This is a genomic window from Octadecabacter antarcticus 307 (assembly GCF_000155675.2).
GTDB classification, from domain to species: domain Bacteria; phylum Pseudomonadota; class Alphaproteobacteria; order Rhodobacterales; family Rhodobacteraceae; genus Octadecabacter; species Octadecabacter antarcticus.
Genome location: NC_020911.1, coordinates 2,530,863 through 2,552,892 on the forward strand (window position 1 = coordinate 2,530,863; position 22,030 = coordinate 2,552,892).

The 22,030-nt window shown below is 55.8% G+C and carries 22 protein-coding genes and 2 pseudogenes; 16 read left to right on the forward strand and 8 right to left on the reverse strand.

Annotated elements, in window-relative coordinates; all coding sequences use genetic code 11:
* Nucleotides 1-104: 104 nt before the first annotated feature.
* The 4 genes from OAN307_RS12720 to OAN307_RS12735 all read left to right on the forward strand — a co-directional run bounded on the left by OAN307_RS12720 (nt 105) and on the right by OAN307_RS12735 (nt 3,571).
* Complete coding sequence (locus OAN307_RS12720) at nt 105-1,256, forward strand: bifunctional 2-C-methyl-D-erythritol 4-phosphate cytidylyltransferase/2-C-methyl-D-erythritol 2,4-cyclodiphosphate synthase (RefSeq protein WP_044044721.1); 1,152 nt, start codon at nt 105-107, stop codon at nt 1,254-1,256.
* Nucleotides 1,253-1,765, forward strand: coding sequence for a phosphatidylglycerophosphatase A family protein (locus tag OAN307_RS12725; protein WP_015500130.1), 513 nt, complete (start codon nt 1,253-1,255; stop codon nt 1,763-1,765). The genes OAN307_RS12720 and OAN307_RS12725 overlap by 4 nt, the downstream gene beginning before the upstream one ends.
* Complete coding sequence (locus OAN307_RS12730) at nt 1,762-2,235, forward strand: CinA family protein (protein WP_015500131.1); 474 nt, start codon at nt 1,762-1,764, stop codon at nt 2,233-2,235. The genes OAN307_RS12725 and OAN307_RS12730 overlap by 4 nt, the downstream gene beginning before the upstream one ends.
* Nucleotides 2,236-2,389: 154 nt before the next feature.
* Nucleotides 2,390-3,571 (forward strand): ammonium transporter, encoded by a 1,182-nt coding sequence (locus tag OAN307_RS12735; RefSeq protein WP_015500132.1) that lies wholly within the window; start codon nt 2,390-2,392, stop codon nt 3,569-3,571.
* A gap of 45 nt (nt 3,572-3,616) precedes the next feature.
* Here the strand turns inward: OAN307_RS12735 and OAN307_RS12740 are convergent, their stop codons facing one another.
* From OAN307_RS12740 to OAN307_RS12750, 3 genes are read right to left on the reverse strand one after another with little or no spacing between them, the layout of a single operon-like run.
* Nucleotides 3,617-3,826, reverse strand: a complete 210-nt coding sequence (locus OAN307_RS12740) for a hypothetical protein (protein ID WP_015500133.1) — start codon at nt 3,824-3,826, stop codon at nt 3,617-3,619.
* Complete coding sequence (locus tag OAN307_RS12745; protein WP_015500134.1) at nt 3,808-4,944, reverse strand: MmgE/PrpD family protein; 1,137 nt, start codon at nt 4,942-4,944, stop codon at nt 3,808-3,810. Before OAN307_RS12745 ends, OAN307_RS12740 begins: the two co-directional genes overlap by 19 nt.
* Before the next feature lie 21 nt (nt 4,945-4,965).
* Nucleotides 4,966-5,412: a type II toxin-antitoxin system RatA family toxin gene (locus OAN307_RS12750; RefSeq protein WP_015500135.1), complete on the reverse strand. Its 447-nt coding sequence runs from the start codon at nt 5,410-5,412 to the stop codon at nt 4,966-4,968.
* A gap of 84 nt (nt 5,413-5,496) precedes the next feature.
* Here OAN307_RS12750 and hpt point away from each other — a divergent pair, with 84 nt between their 5' ends.
* The 3 genes and pseudogenes from hpt to OAN307_RS31300 form a co-directional block, all read left to right on the forward strand.
* Entirely contained in the window at nt 5,497-6,057 is a 561-nt protein-coding gene (hpt, locus tag OAN307_RS12755) for a hypoxanthine phosphoribosyltransferase (RefSeq protein ID WP_044044725.1), read from the forward strand.
* Between the two features lie 97 nt (nt 6,058-6,154).
* Nucleotides 6,155-6,298 carry a hypothetical protein gene (locus tag OAN307_RS28970; RefSeq protein ID WP_187292461.1) on the forward strand — a complete coding sequence of 48 codons (144 nt, stop codon included), beginning with the start codon at nt 6,155-6,157 and terminating at the stop codon, nt 6,296-6,298.
* Between the two features lie 132 nt (nt 6,299-6,430).
* Nucleotides 6,431-6,610, forward strand: a pseudogene (locus OAN307_RS31300) (cytochrome c); the annotation flags it as partial.
* A 373-nt stretch (nt 6,611-6,983) separates the two neighbouring features.
* Here OAN307_RS31300 and lipA read toward each other — a convergent pair.
* Together lipA and OAN307_RS12775 are read right to left on the reverse strand one after the other, a co-directional pair.
* The gene (lipA, locus tag OAN307_RS12770) at nt 6,984-7,940 is read right to left on the reverse strand and encodes a lipoyl synthase (protein ID WP_015500138.1); all 957 of its coding nucleotides are present in this window, start codon (nt 7,938-7,940) and stop codon (nt 6,984-6,986) included.
* Nucleotides 7,941-8,085: 145 nt separating this feature from the next.
* Entirely contained in the window at nt 8,086-9,129 is a 1,044-nt protein-coding gene (locus OAN307_RS12775) for a DUF6456 domain-containing protein (protein WP_015500139.1), read from the reverse strand.
* A gap of 211 nt (nt 9,130-9,340) precedes the next feature.
* On the opposite strand from OAN307_RS12775, the gene OAN307_RS12780 reads away from it, so the two are divergent.
* Together OAN307_RS12780 and OAN307_RS12785 are read left to right on the forward strand one after the other, a co-directional pair.
* On the forward strand, nt 9,341-10,282 hold the full coding sequence (locus tag OAN307_RS12780) for an IS1595-like element ISOan10 family transposase (protein WP_015498511.1): 942 nt from the start codon (nt 9,341-9,343) through the stop codon (nt 10,280-10,282).
* Nucleotides 10,283-10,524: 242 nt separating this feature from the next.
* Nucleotides 10,525-10,848: a DUF6477 family protein gene (locus OAN307_RS12785; protein ID WP_044043674.1), complete on the forward strand. Its 324-nt coding sequence runs from the start codon at nt 10,525-10,527 to the stop codon at nt 10,846-10,848.
* 48 nt (nt 10,849-10,896) lie between these two features.
* Here OAN307_RS12785 and OAN307_RS12790 read toward each other — a convergent pair whose 3' ends face one another.
* Nucleotides 10,897-12,459: a trimethylamine methyltransferase family protein gene (locus OAN307_RS12790; RefSeq protein ID WP_015500141.1), complete on the reverse strand. Its 1,563-nt coding sequence runs from the start codon at nt 12,457-12,459 to the stop codon at nt 10,897-10,899.
* 167 nt (nt 12,460-12,626) lie between these two features.
* On the opposite strand from OAN307_RS12790, the gene guaA reads away from it, so the two are divergent.
* Together guaA and OAN307_RS12800 are read left to right on the forward strand one after the other, a co-directional pair.
* Nucleotides 12,627-14,201 carry a glutamine-hydrolyzing GMP synthase gene (guaA, locus tag OAN307_RS12795; protein WP_044044727.1) on the forward strand — a complete coding sequence of 525 codons (1,575 nt, stop codon included), beginning with the start codon at nt 12,627-12,629 and terminating at the stop codon, nt 14,199-14,201.
* A complete protein-coding gene (locus tag OAN307_RS12800) occupies nt 14,192-14,866 on the forward strand; it encodes a YdcF family protein (RefSeq protein ID WP_015500143.1) in 675 nt (224 codons plus the stop codon). The genes guaA and OAN307_RS12800 overlap by 10 nt, the downstream gene beginning before the upstream one ends.
* Before the next feature lie 9 nt (nt 14,867-14,875).
* On the opposite strand, the pseudogene OAN307_RS12810 reads toward OAN307_RS12800, so the two are convergent.
* Both OAN307_RS12810 and OAN307_RS12815 read right to left on the reverse strand, forming a co-directional pair.
* Nucleotides 14,876-15,888 (reverse strand): annotated as a pseudogene (locus OAN307_RS12810) (IS481 family transposase).
* Nucleotides 15,889-16,200: 312 nt separating this feature from the next.
* Nucleotides 16,201-16,818, reverse strand: coding sequence for a hypothetical protein (locus OAN307_RS12815; protein WP_015500144.1), 618 nt, complete (start codon nt 16,816-16,818; stop codon nt 16,201-16,203).
* Between the two features lie 71 nt (nt 16,819-16,889).
* Between OAN307_RS12815 and OAN307_RS12820 the strand changes: the two genes are divergently transcribed.
* From OAN307_RS12820 to OAN307_RS12840, 5 genes are all read left to right on the forward strand, one after another.
* Complete coding sequence (locus OAN307_RS12820) at nt 16,890-17,771, forward strand: DMT family transporter (RefSeq protein WP_015500145.1); 882 nt, start codon at nt 16,890-16,892, stop codon at nt 17,769-17,771.
* Nucleotides 17,772-17,885: 114 nt separating this feature from the next.
* Nucleotides 17,886-18,989: an OmpP1/FadL family transporter gene (locus tag OAN307_RS12825; protein WP_015500146.1), complete on the forward strand. Its 1,104-nt coding sequence runs from the start codon at nt 17,886-17,888 to the stop codon at nt 18,987-18,989.
* 91 nt (nt 18,990-19,080) lie between these two features.
* Nucleotides 19,081-19,944 (forward strand): hypothetical protein, encoded by an 864-nt coding sequence (locus OAN307_RS12830; protein WP_015500147.1) that lies wholly within the window; start codon nt 19,081-19,083, stop codon nt 19,942-19,944.
* Between the two features lie 40 nt (nt 19,945-19,984).
* The gene (locus tag OAN307_RS12835) at nt 19,985-20,962 is read left to right on the forward strand and encodes a homoserine O-succinyltransferase (protein ID WP_044043682.1); all 978 of its coding nucleotides are present in this window, start codon (nt 19,985-19,987) and stop codon (nt 20,960-20,962) included.
* Nucleotides 20,963-21,023: 61 nt separating this feature from the next.
* Entirely contained in the window at nt 21,024-22,025 is a 1,002-nt protein-coding gene (locus OAN307_RS12840) for an alpha/beta fold hydrolase (protein ID WP_015500149.1), read from the forward strand.
* Nucleotides 22,026-22,030: the final 5 nt, after the last annotated feature.

Consider the following 22,030-nt stretch of genomic DNA (forward strand, 5'->3'; position numbering starts at 1 on the left):
ATATTTAGGCATATAACCGCATGCACTTCCCTCGACGCGTCGCTATGGGTAGAACTCACCCATCGAAAGGGCGCCCATAAATGCAATCCGAGATACAGTCTGACATGCAAAATCCACCAACTGTTGCTGCCATCATCGTCGCCGCTGGACGCGGGCAGCGGGCGGGTGGTGGCGTGCCAAAGCAATGGCACCATATTGCTGGTCAATCGGTCGTGCAGCACACCTTGGACATCTTTGCGTCGCATCCGCGCATCACAGAAATTGTCCTTGTTGTCGCGGCGCAAGACCGCACCCTTGTGGACACGTTGACGCTCCCCCCGCACGCCAGTATCGCGATTGGCGGTGCAGAGCGGTCCTTGTCAGTCCTGTCAGGCCTTAACGCGATCCAAGCTGACTATGTTTTAATCCACGACGCCGCGCGATGCTGTGTTCCGCCTGACGTCATTGACCGCGTCTTAAATGCCCTACAAACCGCACAAGCAGCCGCGCCAGCATTGCCTGTCACCGACGCGCTTTGGACAGGCGAACATGGCCAAGTCACTGGCGTGCAGGATCGCAATTGCCTGTACCGTGCCCAAACACCACAAGGGTTCGTGCGCCAGTTGATTTTGGACGCCCACGGCACGCATGCTGAAGGCAGTGCGGATGATGTCGAAGTCGCGCGGCGCGCTGGAATGGATGTGACGATCGTGCAGGGCGACGCCCGCAACCTCAAAATCACCACGCCTGCCGATTTTGCGCGGGCTGCAAAATTGCTGGAGACACGAATGGATATCCGAACCGGAAACGGATTTGACGTGCACCGTTTTGGCGCAGGCGACCATGTGATGCTTTGCGGTGTGAAAATCCCGCACAGCCGTGGCCTGCAAGGCCATTCTGACGCAGACGTCGGAATGCACACGGTAACAGATGCGATTTATGGCGCGCTGTGTCGTGGCGATATTGGTCAGCATTTCCCGCCCAGTGATCCACAATGGAAAGGCGCTGCGAGCGATATTTTTCTAAACCACGCCTGCGCCCTCGCCCGCGAAATGGGCTTTGAGATTAACCATATGGATTGCACATTGATCTGCGAGTTCCCCAAGATCGGCCCTGTAGCGGCGGCGATGCGGACGCGTATGGCGCAGATCTTGGGCATCGACATTGACCGCGTCAGCGTCAAGGCGACAACGTCTGAACGCCTTGGCTTTACGGGGCGCGGCGAAGGCATTGCAGCGATGGCCACGGTCACACTGATAAAAGGGGCAGCATCATGAAAGACCAAGCGAAAGACCAGTGGGCAAAGATCACCGCGACGGTGTTTTACGTCGGTTACATGAAGCCCGCGCCCGGGACGTGGGGGTCGTTGGCCGCGCTGCCGCTGGCCTGGTTGATATACCAGATTGGCGGCATCTGGCTGTTCGCATTGGCGATACCGGCAACCTACATCACGGGCTACATTGCGACCAAATGGATGACGACGGGCACAGACAACCACGACCCATCCGAGATCGTGATCGACGAAGTCGTTGGCCAGTGGATCGCGCTTTTACCAGTCTTGGTTGGCGCGTCTATGACGAATGTGTCGTCCTTGTCATTGTGGCCCGGATGGATCGCTGCGTTCGGGTTTTTCCGCCTTTATGACATCGTCAAACCGGGTCCGATCGGCTGGGCTGACCGCAAAGACAACGCCACTGGCGTGATGTTGGATGATGTGATCGCAGGCGTGATTGCCGCGGTCTGCGTCATCGGACTTGCGGGGGTTTGGCACGGGATTGCAACATGACATTGGCCGCGCAGGTTGTTGATGCCGCGATTGCCAAAGGCGTCACGATCACCACCGCCGAAAGCTGCACAGGCGGTCTGGTGTCTGCTGCTCTCACGGATATTGCAGGCAGTTCTGCGGTGTTTGAGCGTGGCTTTGTCACCTATTCCAACGCGGCGAAGGTCGCTATGGTGCGGGTTAATCCCGCCACCCTGGACGCATTCGGTGCCGTCAGCGAACAGGTTGCCGAACAGATGGCACGCGGTGCACGACAGTCGGCATCAGCAGATATTGCGGTGTCTATCACAGGAATTGCCGGCCCCGGTGGATCTGATCACAAACCCGAAGGTCGGGTTTGTTTCGGGCTCGACGTTGGCGGTGATGTGCAGACAGTCACGCACGAATTCGGCGCCTTGGGGCGTGCACAGGTTCGCATCCGCAGTGTTCAAACCGCACTGACGTTGCTGCAAGGCGCGCTGGAATCACTTTAGCGACATTTTTGGGCGTGATGCCAAATAACTGCCCTAATATTCACCAATTACATAATGCCTGCAAATTATGCAGCCTTAGGGATGAACGCCTCTTTAAGTGGCGGTGTATTTACGTTTTGGGACCAGCCAGACCCAGACATGAAGGAATAGTAAAATGAACGGAGCGGACACCGCTTGGATTATCGTCGCAACCGCGCTTGTGTTGTTTATGACCCTGCCCGGATTGGCGTTGTTTTACGGCGGTTTGGTGCGGGCACGAAATGTGCTCAGCGTCTTTATGCAATGTTTCGGGATCGCCTGCTTGATGTCGGTCCTGTGGCTTGCATTTGGGTATTCCATCGCATTTGGCGATGGCAATGCCTACTGGGGTGGCTTGGATAAGGCATTCCTGATCGGCATCACCGAAGACACGATGGCGGGTAACATTCCAGAAGTGTTGTTCTTTGCGTTCCAAATGACGTTTGCGATCATTACTCCTGCGCTGATTGTAGGTGCTTATGTCGAACGGATCGGGTTTGGGTTTGTTATGACATTCTCGGGGCTGTGGATGTTGCTGTGTTACGCGCCTGTGGCCCATTGGGTTTGGGGTGGCGGTCTGCTTGCGGGTGAAGACTGGTCGCTATTTGAAAATGGCGTGAATGATTTCGCAGGTGGTATTGTGGTGCACCAAACCGCAGGTCTGGCAGCGCTGATTGTGGCTTTCTTTCTTGGGCCACGGCGCGATAAATCCAAACCACCGCATAATCCCGGAATGGTGATGATCGGTGCCGCGATGCTGTGGGTCGGTTGGTTCGGCTTTAATGGCGGGTCCGAACTGGCAGCCAACGGATCAGCAGCGATGGCAATCACAGTGACGCATTTTTCCGCTGCGGCCGCGTCACTGACGTGGGCCTTGTGGGAACGCGTCCGCTTTGGCAAATCGTCGCTGGTCGGATTGGTAACCGGCACGATCGCGGGCCTTGCGTCAATTACGCCTGCGTCCGGTTCTGTCGGCCCGATCGAGGCACTTCTGATCGGCGCAGTTGCGGGCATCATGTGCCAAGAGCTATGCCATGTCGTCAAACGAACCCTGAACATCGACGATACATTGGATGTCTTTGCGGTGCACGGGGTGGGCGGTATGTTTGGTATCGTCATGCTGGCGGTGTTTGGTCATGCGGGCTGGACAGAACAGCTGGGGGGCCTTGCGGTTGTCGGTGTCTGGACGGTTGTTGTGACCTCGGTTATCGTGCTCGTCGTCAAGGCGATCTTCCCGATCCGCGTGGGCGAAGAAGATGAACACACCGGCCTCGACCTGTCATCACACGGCGAACGCGCCTATGATATGTCGAGCTAAATTAGAACGAGTGTTGAAACAAAGCGGGCGCTTCGGCGCCCGTTTCTATGCCCCTGTGATCGCGCCAGTCAGTGTCTCCAAATCAGAGATACCAATAGCCTGCGCCACGCGCTCAGTGGGACCAGCACCAAGCAACGCATCCCCCTTTGCCATCAGGTTTTGGCGACGATGCGCCAGCAGTTCTGATTGCGCAAGATCATAAGTTGCGTGCAGATCGCGCCCGTCTTTCAACCGGATCAACAACGATGTCGCCATTTCGCAACGCGGTCATCAGCCACCACATCTATGCGCGCGATCAAATCACGGCTTTGCGCATCAAGTGGGAAATACCCCTTAGGCTCTGTGCCGATCGTGCGCTCACCACGTAGGATCAGCGCCGCGAGGAAGCGGTAGCTGAACTTCCCTTCAAGCCATGTCGCAGGATCGGATTTGTTGCACACGCTCATCCAGCGCGGATGGGTGGTGACGGCGATCCTCTCGATCTGATCCACATCCAGTTGGCACAAACTCTGAGGACCAAGCGACAAAAGCGCTTCAATCATTGCGTGGGTGCCGTGACAACAAGCGTGGTATTTATGGCTGACAGTGTCGAACAGCCAGTCTTCGCCCAGCCGATCAAATGCCGCAAGATTTCCTTCGCCCGCTTGGGTTACCAGCACGCCCAGCATTACGTCGTGTGATCCATCCAGCCCAGCCCGCGCCAGTTGCGCCGCCTCGACGCCATGGCCTGCGGCCAACCCTGCATTCATCGGTTTCATCGCACTTCCAAACTGTGCCTTTTGACCTGTGGCCAGCCCTGCAACGATGCGCAAGGTCGGCGCAACGGGCGCATCCATCAGCATCGCTGACGCGACAGCAGCACAATAAGCGCCCGCCGTTGCCGTTTGATGCCAGCCCGCCTGATAGTGCGCGCGCCCCAACCACAATCCGATCCGCACAGCGGTTTCCGCCCCCACCCGCGCAGCAGTCAGAAAACTGCCGAAATCACGCCCTTCGGCCTGTGCCACCGCGAGCGCGGCGGGAAACACTACCGCGCTGACATGGCCAATATGTCCAAAGTGCGTGTCGTCAAAATCCAACGCGTGCGAAATCGTGCCGTTGACCAAAGCCGCCATGCGTGGCTGTGCAGTTTGGGTCGAAAAAAACACTGAACTGACACCCGATCCAGCGCCTGATTTAGTGGCGGTCGCATGGGTCAGCATGGCCGCCGCAATCGGATCATCAACAGCCCCCAAACCGCAAATCACCCAGTCTAGCAAACACAAGCGCATGACGTCGAGCGACGGTGCCGGAACGGGGGCACAGGAAAAGCGCGTAGCAAATTGTGACAGCGCGTCGATGGGATCAAAGTTGACAGGATCAGGAGTGTTCATCAAGCCACACTGCCCGATGGATTACGTATCGTAAAGCGCGGCGGCGCGGCGTTCAAACGCGCGAACGATGGTCTGCATCGCCTGATTGAAAAACATGCCTGCCGCGCCTTGCAGGAGGCGATTGCGAAATTCGAAATCCACTTCGAAGTGCACATCACAGCCACCTTCTGCTTCGGTGAAACGCCACGTGCTTTCAAGATACTTGAACGGCCCATCAATATAAGCTGTCTCAATCTTGCGCGCCTCGGGCCACAGCAAAACCCGGCTGCCAAACTTTTCACGAAAAACTTTAAAGCTGACCACAAGATCAGCCATCATCACGGAATGATCACCCATGTCATCAACCGATTTTATCCGCGCGGCGGCTGTCCACGGTAAAAACTTGGGGTAATTGGCGACATCCGCGACCAAATCATACATTTGGTTGGCGCTATAGGGCAGGCGTTTGGTTTCAGAATGATCAGGCATAAGAGGCTTTCGGTCGTGACATTACCAAACCATGTCGTATGGTTTGCGCGAAATATCAAGCATTTGGCACAAGGTCCGGACCCAATGACGCAAGTGACGACGCAAACACCAGCCCAACCCAACTACGTTATTGACGAAATGATATCGGCAAAATCTATCGCGGCGCGGATCGAAGACCTCGCCAAAATTATCCAAACGGAATTCCAAGACACCAACAAACTGATCGTCGTTGGCCTATTGCGCGGATCGTTTGTGTTCATCGCCGATCTGGTGCGCGAATTGGACCTGCCGGTCGAGGTCGATTTTCTTGAAGCGTCCAGCTACGGCGACGGCATGGAATCCAGCCGTGAGGTACGCATCCTCAAAGATCTGCGCGGCCAGATTGAAGGGCGGGATGTGTTGGTTGTCGAAGACATCGTCGACACCGGCCACACGCTGCATCAAGTCATTGATATGCTCAACACACGCAAACCATCCAAGCTGAAATCGATTGCGCTGCTCGACAAACCGACACGGCGCGAGGTGGACATGAAGGCGGATTGGACTGGGTTCGTAATTCCCGACGAATTCGTTGTCGGTTATGGTATCGATTACGCCCAACGCAATCGCAACCTGCCCTACATTGGCAAAGTGCGATTCACCTAGGCGCACATGTCTTTGTGCCCATTTGCATAAAATTTGGGCGAAGACGTTCCAAATGCTATGCTGCGCTTGGGATCAAGTTGGTCGCATATGAGCTGTTGTGAAACCCCTTGGCCTATTGGCAGGGACCACCGCCTTGGCATTTGGCGCGACGGCTTTGGCTGAAAACTGCGCTGGGGTCGATCCAGCCGTGAAAGCCCGCCAAACGCATATGCCATTTTATGACCATAAGGTTGCCATTTAGGGCGGTGTGGAGCAGGGAAATGTCGAATATGACGCATGCTTAGCGTAGATCGCAGCTAGCAACCTCTCCGTATTTGCCGCACTTGATGCGACAATGTGTTGGCCCGAAGGCACGGCATAAGACACCAAAGCCCAGCCCGCGGTTTGGGAAAGCATGGACGATTTTATGGCCAAAAAACAGGATATGATCACCGCATCAGCCACTATGGCTGAGGTCGCGGGCGAAGATTTGGCGGCAGTTCGGGGCGCAATCAGACATCTTGGAGGGGCTTGTTCCGCATGTCAAGGTAAATATTGCCAACGCGATAATTGATTCGGAAACGCTGGTGACTTGGCGCAGGGATGGTGGGCATTGCGGTCGCGTATGGTATCACCGCCCCGCAACGCGTTTCGTATTCACGTCTTTATGACAGTCCAGACAGCCTTCGGTCAATTTCTGGCGATGCTGATTTTGGAGCAGCGGTGTTTGCCGCCGCTGGATGCGCCTCTTGTCATAGTGCGGAAGGCACGGATGCGCTGGCAGGTGGGATATCATTCGTAAGTGATATTGGCACCTTCTATGCGGCAAACATTTCAACAGACATTATTGAGGGAATTGGAGGCCGGAGCGAGGCAGATTCCTATGACCATTCGGTACCTTGTGCCTTGCCCTGCGCAAAACGTCAAAACCAGCGCCATAAACCGTGTCACGCGCCCAATTTCTCGATCCGTGCCGCGCGCAGCTTCGCAAAATCATCCCCCGCATGGTAGCTTGATCGTGTCAGTGGCGAGGCGGACACCATCAAGAAACCCTTATTATAGGCAGTCTTTTCGTATCCTGCGAATTCGTCAGGCGTCACAAAACGATCCACCTTGTGGTGCTTTGGCGTGGGTTGCAGATACTGGCCAATCGTCAGGAAATCGATATCCGCCGCGCGCATGTCTTCCATGACCTGCGTCACGGATTGTTTGTCTTCGCCCAAACCAACCATGATACCGGATTTGGTGAACATGCTCGGGTCGAGTTCCTTGACGCGCTGCAAAAGACGCAGGGAATGGAAATATCGCGCGCCGGGGCGCACTTCGGGGTACAGGCCCGGCACGGTTTCAAGATTGTGATTGAACACATCTGGGCGCGCCTCAACGACGACTTCCAGAACTTTTGGGTCGCAGCGAATAAAGTCCGGCGTCAAAATTTCAATTGTGGTGTTCGGTGCCTGCTTGCGGATCGCACGAATTGTTTGGGCAAAGTGTTCAGCACCGCCGTCCAGAACATCATCGCGATCCACGGATGTAATAACCACGTGGTTCAGGCCAAGCTTTTTAACAGCATCCGCCACGCGCCCCGGTTCAAACACGTCCAGATCCTCAGGCGGCTTGCCGGTTGCGATGTTGCAGAATGTGCAAGCCCGCGTGCAGACTTCACCCATGATCATCATCGTCGCGTGGCCTTGGGACCAACATTCGCCAACATTCGGGCACCCTGCTTCTTCGCACACGGTGGTCAGTTTATGTTCGCGAATGATGTCGCGCGTTACTTTGTAGCCTTCGCTGGTGGGCGCTTTGACCCGAATCCAGTCGGGCTTTTTGGGCTGCGGGCTGTCTGCTCGGCGCTGCTTTTCGGGATGGCGTTGGGCCGGTATTTTTAGATCACGCGGTGACATCGGCTTCTCCTCTTGCCCAACACTTAGGCATGCGAAACCCTTACGTAAAGATGCGCGATTTGTCCAAGGGTCTCAAGGGCGCGGGTTGCGGGATTGCGCAAAGTGCATGGCTGACAGATATAGCCGATCCGTTCAGTCAATACATTCACCCAATACGGGGCCCAAGTTCGCCAGTGTCTTCGTAATGCAACACCAGCCGTTGAAGCGCGATGCGCAGCACCACTTTGCCAGACCGCGCGGCCCAACCCATGTGCTTTTCGGTGATTTCCAGCCCCTCTAGCAGGCAACAGCACCGCAACGCCACTTCAGACAGGCCCGGCCCCAGAAACGCAAGCGCTGCGCGAACCTGTGACCCTGCGCCTTTGCCGATGATGTCGATCGACTGATAGGTTTCAATCGCATTGAGCACATCTTGCAAGTCGGATGCCGCTTTGTCGCCGCGCACCTGACCCACGTGCGCCAATTCGTAATCTTCGCGCAACCGTTCCGCAGCACGAACCATGGTGCGGTTCAAAAACGGATTTCCATCACGGTCCTTGCGCCGTGACAGCGCCACAACGGGGCTTTCTTGTGACGGCATCCGCGCCATAATCGGTTTGTCGTCCGGACCACCCATCCATGTGCCAACGCCACTGGCAGCCCCTTGAAACGCTGTCGGCCCTTCGGCCATGACGCGGGCGCGGTTCTCGGTTTGGGCCATCAATTCGCGCAGCGCGACACGCCCCGTAGGAGTGATACGGTATCGCAACACGCGCCCGACAGTCTGACCGCCAGCAATCCAACCGCGCAATGCCAGCATCATCGCAGTAACGGCGGGCAGTTTGCTGCCGCGATCCGCCTCTCCCTTAGCGCAGTTTTGCAGAATGACGCCTTGTTCCATGCCCATCGCTATGGCCAGCATGGTGTCGGGCATCGCAAGACGACGCAGGGCCTGCATCATTTCCAAACCGCTCGGGCTGGGCGTCGCGTCATTTTCCTCCGCCAGCGCCTTGATTGCACGGTCTACAAGCGGGTCATCGCGCCGTGTTTCGACCTTGCGGATCTGGCGCATGATCGTAGAGGCATGGCACGATTGCGACCGTGCCAAGACCCGAATGGGTTGCCCCATTTCCGTGTGAAAAACGTAGTTGCGCACGTCCACAGGCACCCAAGCTGGCACCGCACGGTTGGCGCGGTTTGCGTCCGTCATCCTAGTCCTCATTTCCCAAATTTTGACCCAGCAAGTCTGAAAATTATGATGCAATCTGTACGTGTAGTTGTTTCCGATTGGTTAACTTTACCCACAGTTTCCCATGATTGTTTCTAAATGGTAACCAAAGGCTTATCCCCTTTGCTCCGGCGGCACCTGATGTAGTGTGAAGCGGCTTGCCAATCTACAATGTTCTTGTATTGTTCTACCCATGCCAGCCAGATGGAAAAACGACAAACCCATGTCCCGCCCGGCGTTCGACGCCAGGTTTTCTGATGAGGAAGCGTGTTCGCATTATCTGGCGGAACATCGTTGGCCTGAGGGCTTTGTGTGTCCTTCCTGTGGCACCTGCAAGGGCTGGCCGTTAAAGCGAAATCGCGCGACTTGGGAATGTGCCGGTTGCGCACGGCAGACATCCGTGACGGCTGGCACGGTGATGCACAGCAGCCATTTGCCGTTGCGAATTTGGTTTCTTGCCGCGCACATCATCACCAGCCATTCCAACGGCATGTCAGCGCTGCAACTTCAGGCGCAACTTGGCCTTGGCAGCTACAAGACGGCGTGGCTCCTCTTGCAAAAGCTGCGGCGGTCGATGGTCAACCCTGACCGCAACCCCCTGAAAGACCTTGTCGAGATCGATGAAACAGAGATTCCGTTCCGGTCCCGGCATGATCCCGAGGACCGGCCAAAGGGTGGGCGGAGCCCGGTCGGAAAGATGTTTGTCGTCTGCGCCGTCGAGTTATCAAGAGACGGACATCCGCGCCGTATCAGGATGAAACACATTCCCGACGGCGCATCAAAGACGCTACACGGGTTCATTGGTCAGGCTGTAGAGCCTGGCGCTCACGTCATCACGGATGGCTGGCTAGGTTACGAAAATCCCCCTGCAAACACGCATGAGGCGAAGGTCGTCAGCGGCAAGAAGGCACATGACATACTCCACTGGGTCCACCGCGTGTTCTCCAACCTAAAAACGTGGGCAAAAGGCGTCTTCCACGGCCTCAGAAAATGCCATCTGCAACGCTATCTCGACGAATTTGTGTTCCGCTGGAACCGACGGCGACACATGCGAAGCGCCTTCGACACGCTGCTGGGGATCGGTGTTGGTATTGGCCCAGCGACATATCGTGATTTTGTTGAACAGCGCGCCTGAAGGCCCTTGTTCACGGCAAAAGCCACGCCCCATAAACCCACCAGATGTTACAAACTGATCCGATCCGCCTCTCAAGCCACAAGGGCGAGGTTCTGCGCCGCGTCAACATGTGGGGCAACCGGACTAAAAGGGATAAGCCTTTGGTAACCAATTGTAAACGCACCGAACGCTCAAAGTTATCCACACGCAACACCCTTATAGGTTGTGTCATTTTAAAGGCAGCACAACGAGGGAGACTCACTTTGGAAGACGTTTTAACAATGATTTCGCGGCTCAAACGCCCAACGCTCTTGGTCCGCACTGCACGCCACGGAGTTCAAGACTATAACCGCGTGGTGCACCTGCGCCGGCTGCTCAAAACTGAGGTACTGCCAGGGCCCGGTCAGGCGATCGTCAGGTTGATGGAGCTTGAGGCCGTTTCTGATCAGCTTCGGGCAGCCAAACGCTCGGAATATTCCGTGGCACGGCACGTAGAAATGATCGTGGCCATGATGTGTGAGGCGCGCATCCTTAAGGCGTCAAACGCATCAAAGGCTTCCCGTGAACCGGTCCAATTGCCGATCTAGCCAAGCTAGTGCCGCAGGCCTGTTCTGGTCCTGCGGCACTGTTGCGTTTTACATAAAGCTATCAGGCATCGACGCCTTTTTCGCGGCAACATAGGCGTCAAGTTTGGCGCGGATTTCAGGGTCCAGAGGGGGTGCGACATAAGTGTCGACCAGCTTGGCCACCCGCACCGCAGCAAGCGCTTGGCTGTCGCGCGCGCCTTCTTCTTCCCATGTCTCAAAAGGTTTGTAATCAAACACTTCCGAGCGCCAGAAGGCCGACTTAAAATTCTTCTGGGTGTGTTCGCAGCCCAGATAATGCCCGCCAGGGCCGACTTCGCGAATGGCATCCATGGCTTGTGCGTTATCGTCAATTTCAACGCCGCGGGCCATGTGGTGCAGCGTGCCCAACTGGTCCGCATCGAGGACGAATTTTTCAAAGCTGGCGACAAGCCCGCCTTCGAGCCAGCCACACGAATGCAGCATAAAGTTCACACCCGACAACAGACCCATATTCAAGCTGTTCGCTGTTTCATAGGCCGCCTGCGCGTCAGGTAATTTCGACCCGCAAAACGAACCCGCAGAGCGGTATGGCAGCCCCATACGGCGGGCCAACTGCCCTGCCCCGTTGGTGATATGGGCGGCTTCGGGTGTGCCAAATGTTGGCGCGCCCGAATTCATGTCTATCGACGTCACAAATGTCCCAAAAATAACCGGTGCACCGGGGCGAATGATCTGGCTGTAGGCTACACCTGCCATGACTTCAGCCAGAACCTGCGTTAGCGTGCCGATCACGGACACCGGCGCCATGGCACCGCCCACGATAAACGGGCTGATGATCGCGGCTTGGTTGTGTTCAGCATAGATTTCCAAGGCACCCATCATGGTCGCATCAAACGTCAAAGGTGAATTTATGTTAATGAGTGATGTCATCACTGTGTTGTCGCGCACAAAGTCTTTGCCGAACAAAATCTCACACATTTCGATGCTGTCTTGTGCGCGCGAAGGTTCTGTCACGGACCCCATAAACGGCTTATCGGACAGCGTCATGTGCGCCATTAACATATCAAGGTGACGTTTGTTGACTGGAACGTCCGTGGGTTCGCACACCGTGCCGCCCGAATGGTGCAGCCACTTTGACATGTAGGCGAGCTTCACAAACTTTTCGAAATCGGCAATCGTCGCGTAGCGCCGCCCGCCTTCGTTGTCGCGCACAAATGGCGGGCCGTAAACTGGCGCAAGCACCAGATTGTTGCCGCCCACGGTGACAGATCGTTCGGGGTTGCGGGCGTGCTGCACAAAGGTGCTCGGCGCGGTTGCACATAGTTTGCGCGCCAGACCCTTGGGAATGCGCACCCGTTCACCAGTGACCTCAGCGCCGACAGATTTCCAACGCTCAAGCGCCGCAGGATTGTCCACAAACGCCACGCCGATTTCTTCCAGCACAATTTCCGCATTGGCTTCAATGATGTTCAACGCCTCTTCGGACAGCATCTCAAGGTTAGGGATATTCCGCTCAATCGTTTTGGCGGTATCAAAGCTAACGGCGGTGCGTTCTGCCCGCCGTGCAGCCCCGCCGCCCCCGCGCCCACGTCGCGCGCCGCTTGCTGGTGCTTGTTCGGTTGCGTCAGTCATACCATTAACCTCAAAAGAATCCCGTTACTGCGCAAGCTACACCGCAAGGGCGTTTGCACTTTGGGAATAAGCGGCGAATGGGGGGCGAAAGCGACATTGCGCGCGTCACCGCGCCCTTACAGACACCGCACCCTTGCACACGGGCCCCTGTCGATTTACGAGGCGATATGGACATAGATACACACGACTGCCTCCTCATTATCGACTTCGGGTCCCAAGTGACGCAACTTATTGCGCGGCGTTTGCGTGAACAGAACGTCTATTGCGAAATTCACCCCTATCAGAACGTCACCGACGCGATGTTGGCCGATCTGAACCCCAAGGCAGTTATCCTGTCGGGGGGGCCGGATTCAGTGACCCGTGCGGGCAGTCCGCGCGCGCCCAATAGCCTGTGGCGTATGGGCATTCCGGTTCTTGGCATCTGCTATGGCCAGCAAACAATGATGCAACAATTGGGTGGTCTGGTTGAAGGCGGCAAGATTTCCGGTGGCGGTGGCACTGCTGAATTTGGCCGCGCCAAAGTAACGCCTGCGGGCACGCTTGATTTGCTGGACGGTTGGTTTGATGCTGGCCCCGAACAGGTGTGGATGTCGCACGGCGACCACGTCTCGAAGATCGCACCGGGGTTTGAGGTTTATGGAACCTCACCCAACGCGCCCTATGCGGTGATTGCAGATACATCGCGCAACTACTACGGCGTGCAGTTTCATCCCGAAGTCCACCACACGCCACGCGGCGCCAAATTGTATGAAAACTTTGTACGCCTTGCGGGTTTCAAAGGCGGCTGGACGATGGACGCTTACCGCGACATCGCGATTGCGAAAATTCGCGAACAGGTCGGCGACAAACAAGTGATTTGCGGGCTTTCCGGTGGCGTGGATTCGTCCGTGACTGCCGCGTTGTTGCACGAAGCGATTGGCGATCAGCTTACATGTGTGTTCGTTGATCACGGGCTGTTGCGCCTGAACGAAGCCGATGACGTCATGACCATGTTTCGCGACAACATGAATCTGAAAGTCATCTATGCCGACGAAAAAGAATTGTTTCTTGGCGCACTTGAGGGGCAATCAGACCCCGAAACCAAACGCAAAATCATCGGTGGCTTGTTCATCGACGTGTTCCAGAAATATGCAAATAAGATCGAGGGCGCAGAATTCTTGGCGCAAGGCACGCTGTATCCCGATGTGATCGAAAGCGTTTCGTTCTCTGGTGGACCTAGTGTCACCATCAAAAGCCATCACAATGTCGGCGGCTTGCCCGAAAAGATGGGCCTGAAGCTGGTCGAACCCCTGCGCGAGCTGTTCAAAGACGAAGTGCGCGCGCTGGGTCGTGAACTTGGCCTGCCCGCGTCGTTCATTGGCCGCCACCCGTTCCCCGGCCCCGGTCTGGCGATCCGATGCCCTGGTGAAATTACCCGCGAAAAGCTCGATATCCTACGCCAAGCCGACGCTGTCTATATCGACCAAATCCGCAAACACGGTTTGTATCATGATATCTGGCAGGCCTTTGTAGCTATTCTGCCCGTGCGCACTGTTGGCGTTATGGGCGATGGGCGCACCTATGACTTCGCCTGTGCGTTGCGCGCAGTGACATCTGTGGATGGCATGACCGCCGATTACTATCCGTTCAGCCACAATTTTCTTGGCGAAACCGCAACGCGAATTATCAACGAAGTCGCGGGCATTAACCGCGTCACCTACGACATCACATCCAAACCCCCCGGCACCATTGAATGGGAGTAATGCTGCTTGTTCGCAGTGTAGGGCGGCTCTTTAAGTTTGCGATTTTGGCATTCGTGTTGATGACGCTATCGATACTGGCGTGGACGTTTATGTGGCCACAACCTGAACTGCGCGCACTGCAACCCGCGGATGCAATCGTGTGTCTGGGTGGCGGGATGAACGCGAACGGCGCATTGTCCGCCCCGACCCTGACGCGCGTCGAACGCTGTGTGCAATTGTTTGAGGCTGGTTTGGCCCCCGTCATCGTCTTTTCCGGCGGCATCGCGCGCCCGAACGGTCCGAGTGCGGGCAGGCAGATGGGTCGCATCGCGATGACCCTGGGTTTGCCGCAAAATGCAATTGTGCAAGAAGGTCTTGCGCAGTCGACGTTGCAAAATGCCCTGTTTTCACTACCGTTGATCCCGAACGCTGAACGCATCATCATAGTCACCGAAGCCTTCCACCTGCCGCGATCTTGGGCGTCGTTTCGCTGGGCGCGATGGGAACTTGGCCATCCTGCGAATTCATTCACGCTGGTGATGTCCGAAGATGTGCGTCGTGACCCGCTCACCGGGGATGTCCGCTGGAACATCATTGTGCGTGAAAGTCTTGCAATCTGGTTTAATGCAGTGCGCGCTTTGGCTTATTCTGTCGCACCTCACAACCCTGTTTATTGGCTTCATTGACGCTGTAGGCTAGGCGTCACATCCAGTGAGGTAGTAGGGGCTTTTCTTAAACAACTCTGGTTTGAGTTTGTGCCAGTCTTTCATGGCCTGCGAGGGCGTTTTGCTCTGCAGAACAGACTGCGGGAGTTGTCGATTATAGAGCAAGACATAACGGTGCATCGTCGCATTAAGGTCTTCCCCTGATCGGAAGTGATGGCTTTGAAGGACATCCTCTATACGCCCGTTGAACCGCTCAACCATGCCGTTGGTTTGAGGCGATTGTGGTGGTGTCAAACGGTGCTCGATGCCGAGTTCGGTGCACAGCTTGTCAAACTCATGTTTGCCGGTCGCGGCACGCTTGCGCAGGCCAAAGAGGCGGTCAGTGAACTCCTTCCCATTATCCATTGCCCGGCAGGGTATTGCGCAGCAATATCCCGAGAGGGGGTAAGAATGGTGCGAATGTGCAGCGGACAAGCGCGCTCAAGGTCACGTAGGAAACGTCGGGCATTGGCGGCAGTTTTGTTGCTATAGATACCAATGAACACCCACCGCGTGGCGCGATCGATGGCGACAAACAAGTAGCGGCGTGATGTCTCATCGGCCATTTGCGGCAGATATTTAACGTCAATGTGGATGTATCCGAGCTCATAAGCCTTGAAGGCGCTGTGCTTTGGCTTCGCCTCTTTGACCTTCAGGTCGCGCAGATTACCCACCCCATGACGACGCAAGCATCGATCCAAGCCCGAGCGTGAAACGTTCGGATTCAGAAACTCCCGGACCACTGCAAGTAAGTCATCAAGTGACACCAAAAGCGTCTTACGCAACGCCACCGCAACAAACTCCTGCGCTGGCGTGAGCGTCGTTTGCAAGCGATGTGGCGTGTGACTGCGGTCTTCGACACCGTCGCGGTGTCGCCACTTCAAAACGGTCTGCTCAGAGATGCCGTAGCGTTCACCCACCATCCAGGCCGGATCGTCGCTGGCTTGAATGGCGGCTCTAATCTTTGGTGTCGTCGTCGCTTGACTATGCAGTCGAATGAGCATCACGTTTCTCCTTCCGAATGTCCTCTAAGACCGATCTTGCCATGAAAAAGGCCGAACGCCGAGGGTCAATGTGATCATCCGGGATGGAACGCCTAGGCTCTGTGCAGAGGCATATCTATAGCCTCTATACTGATCGCTTCATCCACTGCGCCGCAGGATTTTAACGGCCAAGGCACTGCTCCTGAGAGGGAATGGGACACCAATGTTGATGGTGCGCAGATCATGTGAAATCAGCGATTACGCGGCGCAAGTTCGCACACAGTGCGGCGAAACACCTGTATTTCTGGACGGAAGTTGCACCGAAGCTGACCGCTAGCGCAGCGCCGCAACGATCAAAACCGACGACATTTCGCCCACCGAACAGACCGCAAAGTCGCGCGCGGTATATCCGATGTCATACCACTGCGCCCGCGCAGTCAGGCCAATGGTGATGCGCGGCCCTGAGTTGATCGGCTGACGTCCCCAATGGGCATCGGTAAACGGTTCGCCTATGAATAGCTGGGGCAAATCTGCGCGTGCAAGACCTGCTAACGCCATCAACACCCCTGCCACGCATTCGACCTGCCGCGTGACCATCCCGCGCAAGGCAGCTTCTTCGCTGCGACGATTGCGAATGGCACGCAATGCCACATCCGCTATGCCGTGGCGCACTTGGATAGCATGGCCCAAAACATGGGCCATTTCGTAAGGAGCCTGCGGACGCATGCTAAAGTCTTCGCTGACGAAGATCAGGTTCTGCGTAGCACAATAGCCGATGTGGGGGTTGGAATTGCGCCCGCCACCGCAAGCAGCGTTCAAATCTGCGCGCCCTTCAACCAATGGAATCTGCCCAAAGAGAGCCCTTGCCGTATCATGAACGGCAATTGGATCAGCAATTGCGGAATGACATACGAGGGCGGAAAGCACCATAAGCACAAGGACTTTTTTCATTCCATTATCTCTCGCCCTTGCGCCCGTCGTGTCAAGCTGGCAGCACTAACTTAACAGCTTGGAACACGGTAATGTCAGACATCTTTCGCGCAGCCCTCTGGATGACGGGGGCAATCGTTTCGTTCACATCCATGGCGATTACGGGCCGCGTAGTCAGTGTCGAACTCGACACGTTCGAAATTATGATGTTTCGCAGCTTAACGGGAATCGTTGTCGTGCTGATCGTGGGTAGCGTTGCAGGCACATTGCGCCAAGTGAATCGCCAGCAATTCGGTCTTCACGTCACCCGCAACCTTGCGCATTTTATCGGGCAGAACCTGTGGTTCTTTGCCCTGCCCCTGATCCCACTGACGCAACTCTTTGCTCTGGAATTCACCTCGCCGATCTGGGTCATCGTGCTGGCGCCGTTTTTGCTGGGCGAACGTCTTTCGCCAATCGGCGTTCTCGCTGCCACTTTGGGGTTCCTTGGTGTTATGATCGTGACGCAGCCGTTTCAAACCGAAATTTCGCTCGGCACCATTGCCGCCGCCTGCGCCGCAGTTTCTTTCGCGTTCACTGCGATCTTCACCCGCAGATTAACCCGTACACAATCCATCACCTGCATCATGTTCTGGCTCACGGTGATGCAGGCGATCTTCGGCATCATCGGCGCAGGCTATGACGGCGACATCGCAATGCCGTCCGGTGCCACTTTGCCATGGATCATCCTGATCGGGTTTGCGGGGCTTTTGGCGCACTTCTGTCTGACTAAAGCCCTGTCGCTGGCCCCTGCCAGTATTGTCATGCCCATCGATTTCATCCGTCTGCCGGTCATTGCGATTGTCGCGGCGCAAATATACGGCGAAGTGCTTGATTTATGGGTGTTTGTTGGTGCTGTGATCATTTTTGGGGCAAATTATCTGAATATTTCGTTCGGACAGCGACCCACCCGAATTGCCGTTACATCAAAGTGACGCTGCGGAGCGAACGTAGCGTCAAACACGGTTTCGGATTGACCAAAATGCCGCACTTTCCGTAGGGTGCTGCCAGGGAAACAACCGCTAAGCCGTGGTTAAGGGATGAAGTAAATGAAAAACCTCACAACTGCAGGCGCGATCCTGCTTATGACGACAAGCATGGTGCAAGCGCTTGGTCTTGACAGATCAGGCCAGAACATCGGCGTTATCTTCGAAGAAGCTGACAACTATGTTGAACTGACTTTCGGATCGATCTCACCATCCGCGAGCGGCACAGATATCGCTGGTGTTGCAACAGGCAATGTTACGCAAGATTTCACCCAAATGGGACTTGCGTTTAAGCAGCAGTACACTGGCCAATTCTCGGCCGCGTTTATTGTTGATCAGCCATACGGTGCTGACATTCTTTATCCTGCGGCATCACCAGTTCTGGGCCTGACGGCTGCTGACCTCAATTCTGTGGCATATTCCGTGATCGGTCGCTACAAGTTGGACAACGGCTTTAGCGTTCACGGTGGTCTTCGTATGCAGACACTCGACGCAAACATCACTTTGGGCGGCGCCGCATACGGCGGCCTGAACGGCTACAACGTTGATCTAGGTGAAGACACTGAACTGGGTTACCTTTTTGGTGCTGCCTACGAACGCCCTGACATAGCATTGCGTGTCGCTCTAACTTATTTCAACGCTGTTGATCATTCCTTTGATACGCAAGAGAATATCAATCCTGGTGTCACAACGCAGACCAATGTGACCTCTCCACAAGCCGTAAATCTGGATTTCCAGACTGGCGTTGCGGCTAACACGCTGGTGTTTGGTTCGGTCCGTTGGGCGGATTACTCCCAGGTCATAGTGTCGCCAGCCACTTTCTCTACTGTAACAGGCGGCGCTTCCTTGACGGACATTGATTCCGGCTTTGCCTATAACATCGGTGTTGGTCGTCGTTTCTCGGATGCGTTTTCCGCGTCCCTGTCGGTCGGCTATGAACCGACAGGTGACGATTTGGTATCGCCACTTGCACCAACCAACGGGAACTACTCAGTTGCTCTTGGCGGCGCGTACACCATGGACAACGGGTTCGAGATTTCGGGCGGCGTGCGCTACATTGTGCTGGGCGATGCCAGCCCTGAGACGGGGACACCTGATGTTGCTCGCGCGTCTTTTACAGACAACGACGCAATCGCGGTTGGCCTAAAACTCGCTTACAGTTTCTAAAACAGAAACCACGTAACAATCGTAAGCCCCGCCTATCAACAGGTGGGGCTTTTTCGTTGCCCCGTTCGCCCCGTCACGCTAGCAAAGCCCCATGATATACCAAACCGCATCAGACTGGACCAATGCAGCACAAAAACGCGTGCTGTTGTTTGCGATGTCGGGCCTTGGCAAAACCCATGTGTCCGCGATGTTGCGCGAAACGCGGGACTGGTTTCACTATTCAATCGATTACCGAATCGGCACGCGCTATATGGGTGAATACATCGCCGATAATGCCAAAGCCGAGGCGATGAAGGTGCCGTTCCTGCGCGAGTTGCTGCTGAGCGATAGTATCCATATCGGGTCCAATATTTCCTTCGATAATCTGACCCCCGTCAGCACATATTTGGGCAAACCGGGGGACCCCGCCAAAGGTGGCCTGCCCATGGCGGAATACCAGCGCCGTCAAGATCAATTCCGCCGCGCCGAACTCGACGCGTTGCGCGACACACCGTATTTCATTGATCGTGCGCAGGCCCTTTATGGCTATCCGCATTTTGTCTGTGACACCGGCGGGTCGATCTGTGAATGGGTCGACGCAGGCGATCCAGCGGACCCTGTGTTGAGAATGCTGTCTGACAGTTGCCTAATGGTCTGGATAAAGGGCAGCGACGATCACACCGTCGATCTGGTAGAACGCTTTGACAAAGCCCCCAAACCCATGGCCTATGAGCCGGAATTTTTATTGGCGGCTTGGGGTGAATATATGCGCGAAAACAAATATTTAGCGGTCGATGTTGATCCAAATTCATTCATTCGTTGGATCTTTGCGCGCGCGCTGGCGCATCGCCAACCCCGCTACGAAGCCATGGCAAATAATTGGGGCATCACCGTGCAGGCGTCTGACATGGCATCTGTTCGCGACGAAGCCGACTTTGTGGCCGTCATCGCGCAAGGCCTTGCAGTGCGCGACTAGCCCGCCTACCTGCCTTCCTTCCCAACATAGGACCAATCACATGCCCATCCGTCTCCCCCGATCTCTGCCAGCTTTTGACGTGCTGTCGCGCGAAGGCGTGATGGTGATGGGACAGACTGCAGCCGATCAACAAGATATCCGCCCCATGCGGATTGGTATCCTGAACCTAATGCCAAAGAAGATTCAGACGGAAAATCAATTCGCTAGGCTGATTGGTGCGACACCTTTGCAGATCGAGTTAACCCTGATCCGCATGTCCGAACACGAGGCCCGCAACACCGCTGCCAACCACATGGAAGAATTCTACCGCACCTTCCAGGAGGTGAAAGATCAAAAATTCGACGGCCTCATTATCACCGGCGCGCCCATCGAACACCTCGACTTCGAAGATGTTACCTATTGGGATGAGTTGTGCGAGGTTATGGACTGGACCCAGACCAACGTGCATTCCACTTTCGGCGTTTGCTGGGGCGGTATGGCAATGATCAACCACTTCCACGGCGTAAAGAAACACCTGCTGTCAGAGAAACTTTTTGGCTGCTACCGCCACATGAACTTCGCACCGCAAAGCCCTTATCTCAGGGGGTTTTCCGACGAAATGTCGATGCCAGTCAGTCGCTGGACTGAGATGATGTGCGACGAAATTGACGCTGCTGGCCTGACGACGCTGCTGCATTCAGACGAGGTCGGCCCCGCGCTGGTGCAAGACCCTGATCACCGAGCGCTATATGTGTTCAACCATTTTGAATATGACAGCGACACGTTGAACCAAGAATACCTGCGCGATTTGGCGTCAAACCAGATTGCTGGCGCAGACATCCAGCTTCCAGTCAATTACTTCCCGAATGATGACCCGACAAAAACACCGCTCAATCGTTGGCGCAGTCACGCACATCTTCTTTACGGCAACTGGATTTCGGAAATCTACCTGACGACGCCATACGATATTGATCAGATCGGGCTGTCCAGCACTGACCTGCGCGCCGCGTCCGATGCCAATCCTGACACCACAGAATAACTGAAATTTTGCCAGCACGATTTGCGTTCTTGGGTATGCCCCCTATGTAAAGGTATGAAACATGAAGCAGGTGCTGTCCGTGTCCGTAAAAATTATTGCCACCCTGTCCGTCGCCGCCCTTGCAGGATGTGCAGCCTTGACCGACCGCCAGTCCAGTGCCCGCACAGTTGCGGCTGAAACTGCGTTTCCAGCGATGGGTCAGTTCATCGACGTCAACGGGCGTCAGGTGCATGCCGTGGTCGCTGGCAGCGGCCTTGATGTGGTTCTGATCCATGGTGCCGGCGGCAACACGCGCGAATTCACCTTTGCCTTTATGGATCGGTTAACCGACCGCTACCGCGTCATCGTATTTGACCGTCCCGGATTGGGTTACACCGATCGCCTGTCAGAAAACTTTGAGGGCGCGTTCAATACCGCTGCTGAAAGTCCCGCGCAGCAAGCCGCGATGCTGCAAGCCGCAGCCGTGCAACTGGGCGCAGACAGGCCCATCTTGTTGGGCCATTCCTACGGCGCGTCCGTCGCGCTGGCATGGGCACTGAACCATCCAGACAACATCGCTGGCGTCGTCAATCTTGCAGGTCCATCGCACCCGTGGCCCGGCGATCTGGGCACTTTTTATAAGGTGAATGGATCAGCCGTTGGCGGCGCATTGGTGCCACCACTGATCGCCGCATTCGCGACTGAGGCTCAGATTGAAAGCGCGATTTCGGGCATTTTCACCCCGCAAACTGTGCCGGACGGTTATTTGGATTACATCGGCGCAACCCTGACCATCCGCCCCACCAATTTTCGCGCCAATGCGCGGCAGGTGAACACCCTGCGCCCACATATCGTTCAGATGGCCCAGCGTTACGCGACCGAATTTAGTGTGCCACTGGAAATCCTGCACGGTGATCTGGACACGACTGTCCCGCTCCACATTCATTCAATTCCGCTGAAGGCAGCCGTGCCACACGCCAATCTTACGGTTCTGGAAGGTGTCGGACACATGCCGCATCACGCCGCACCCGATCAGGTTGAAGCCGCGATTGATCGCATCGCGGTGCAAGTGCGATTGCGCTAGGCGGC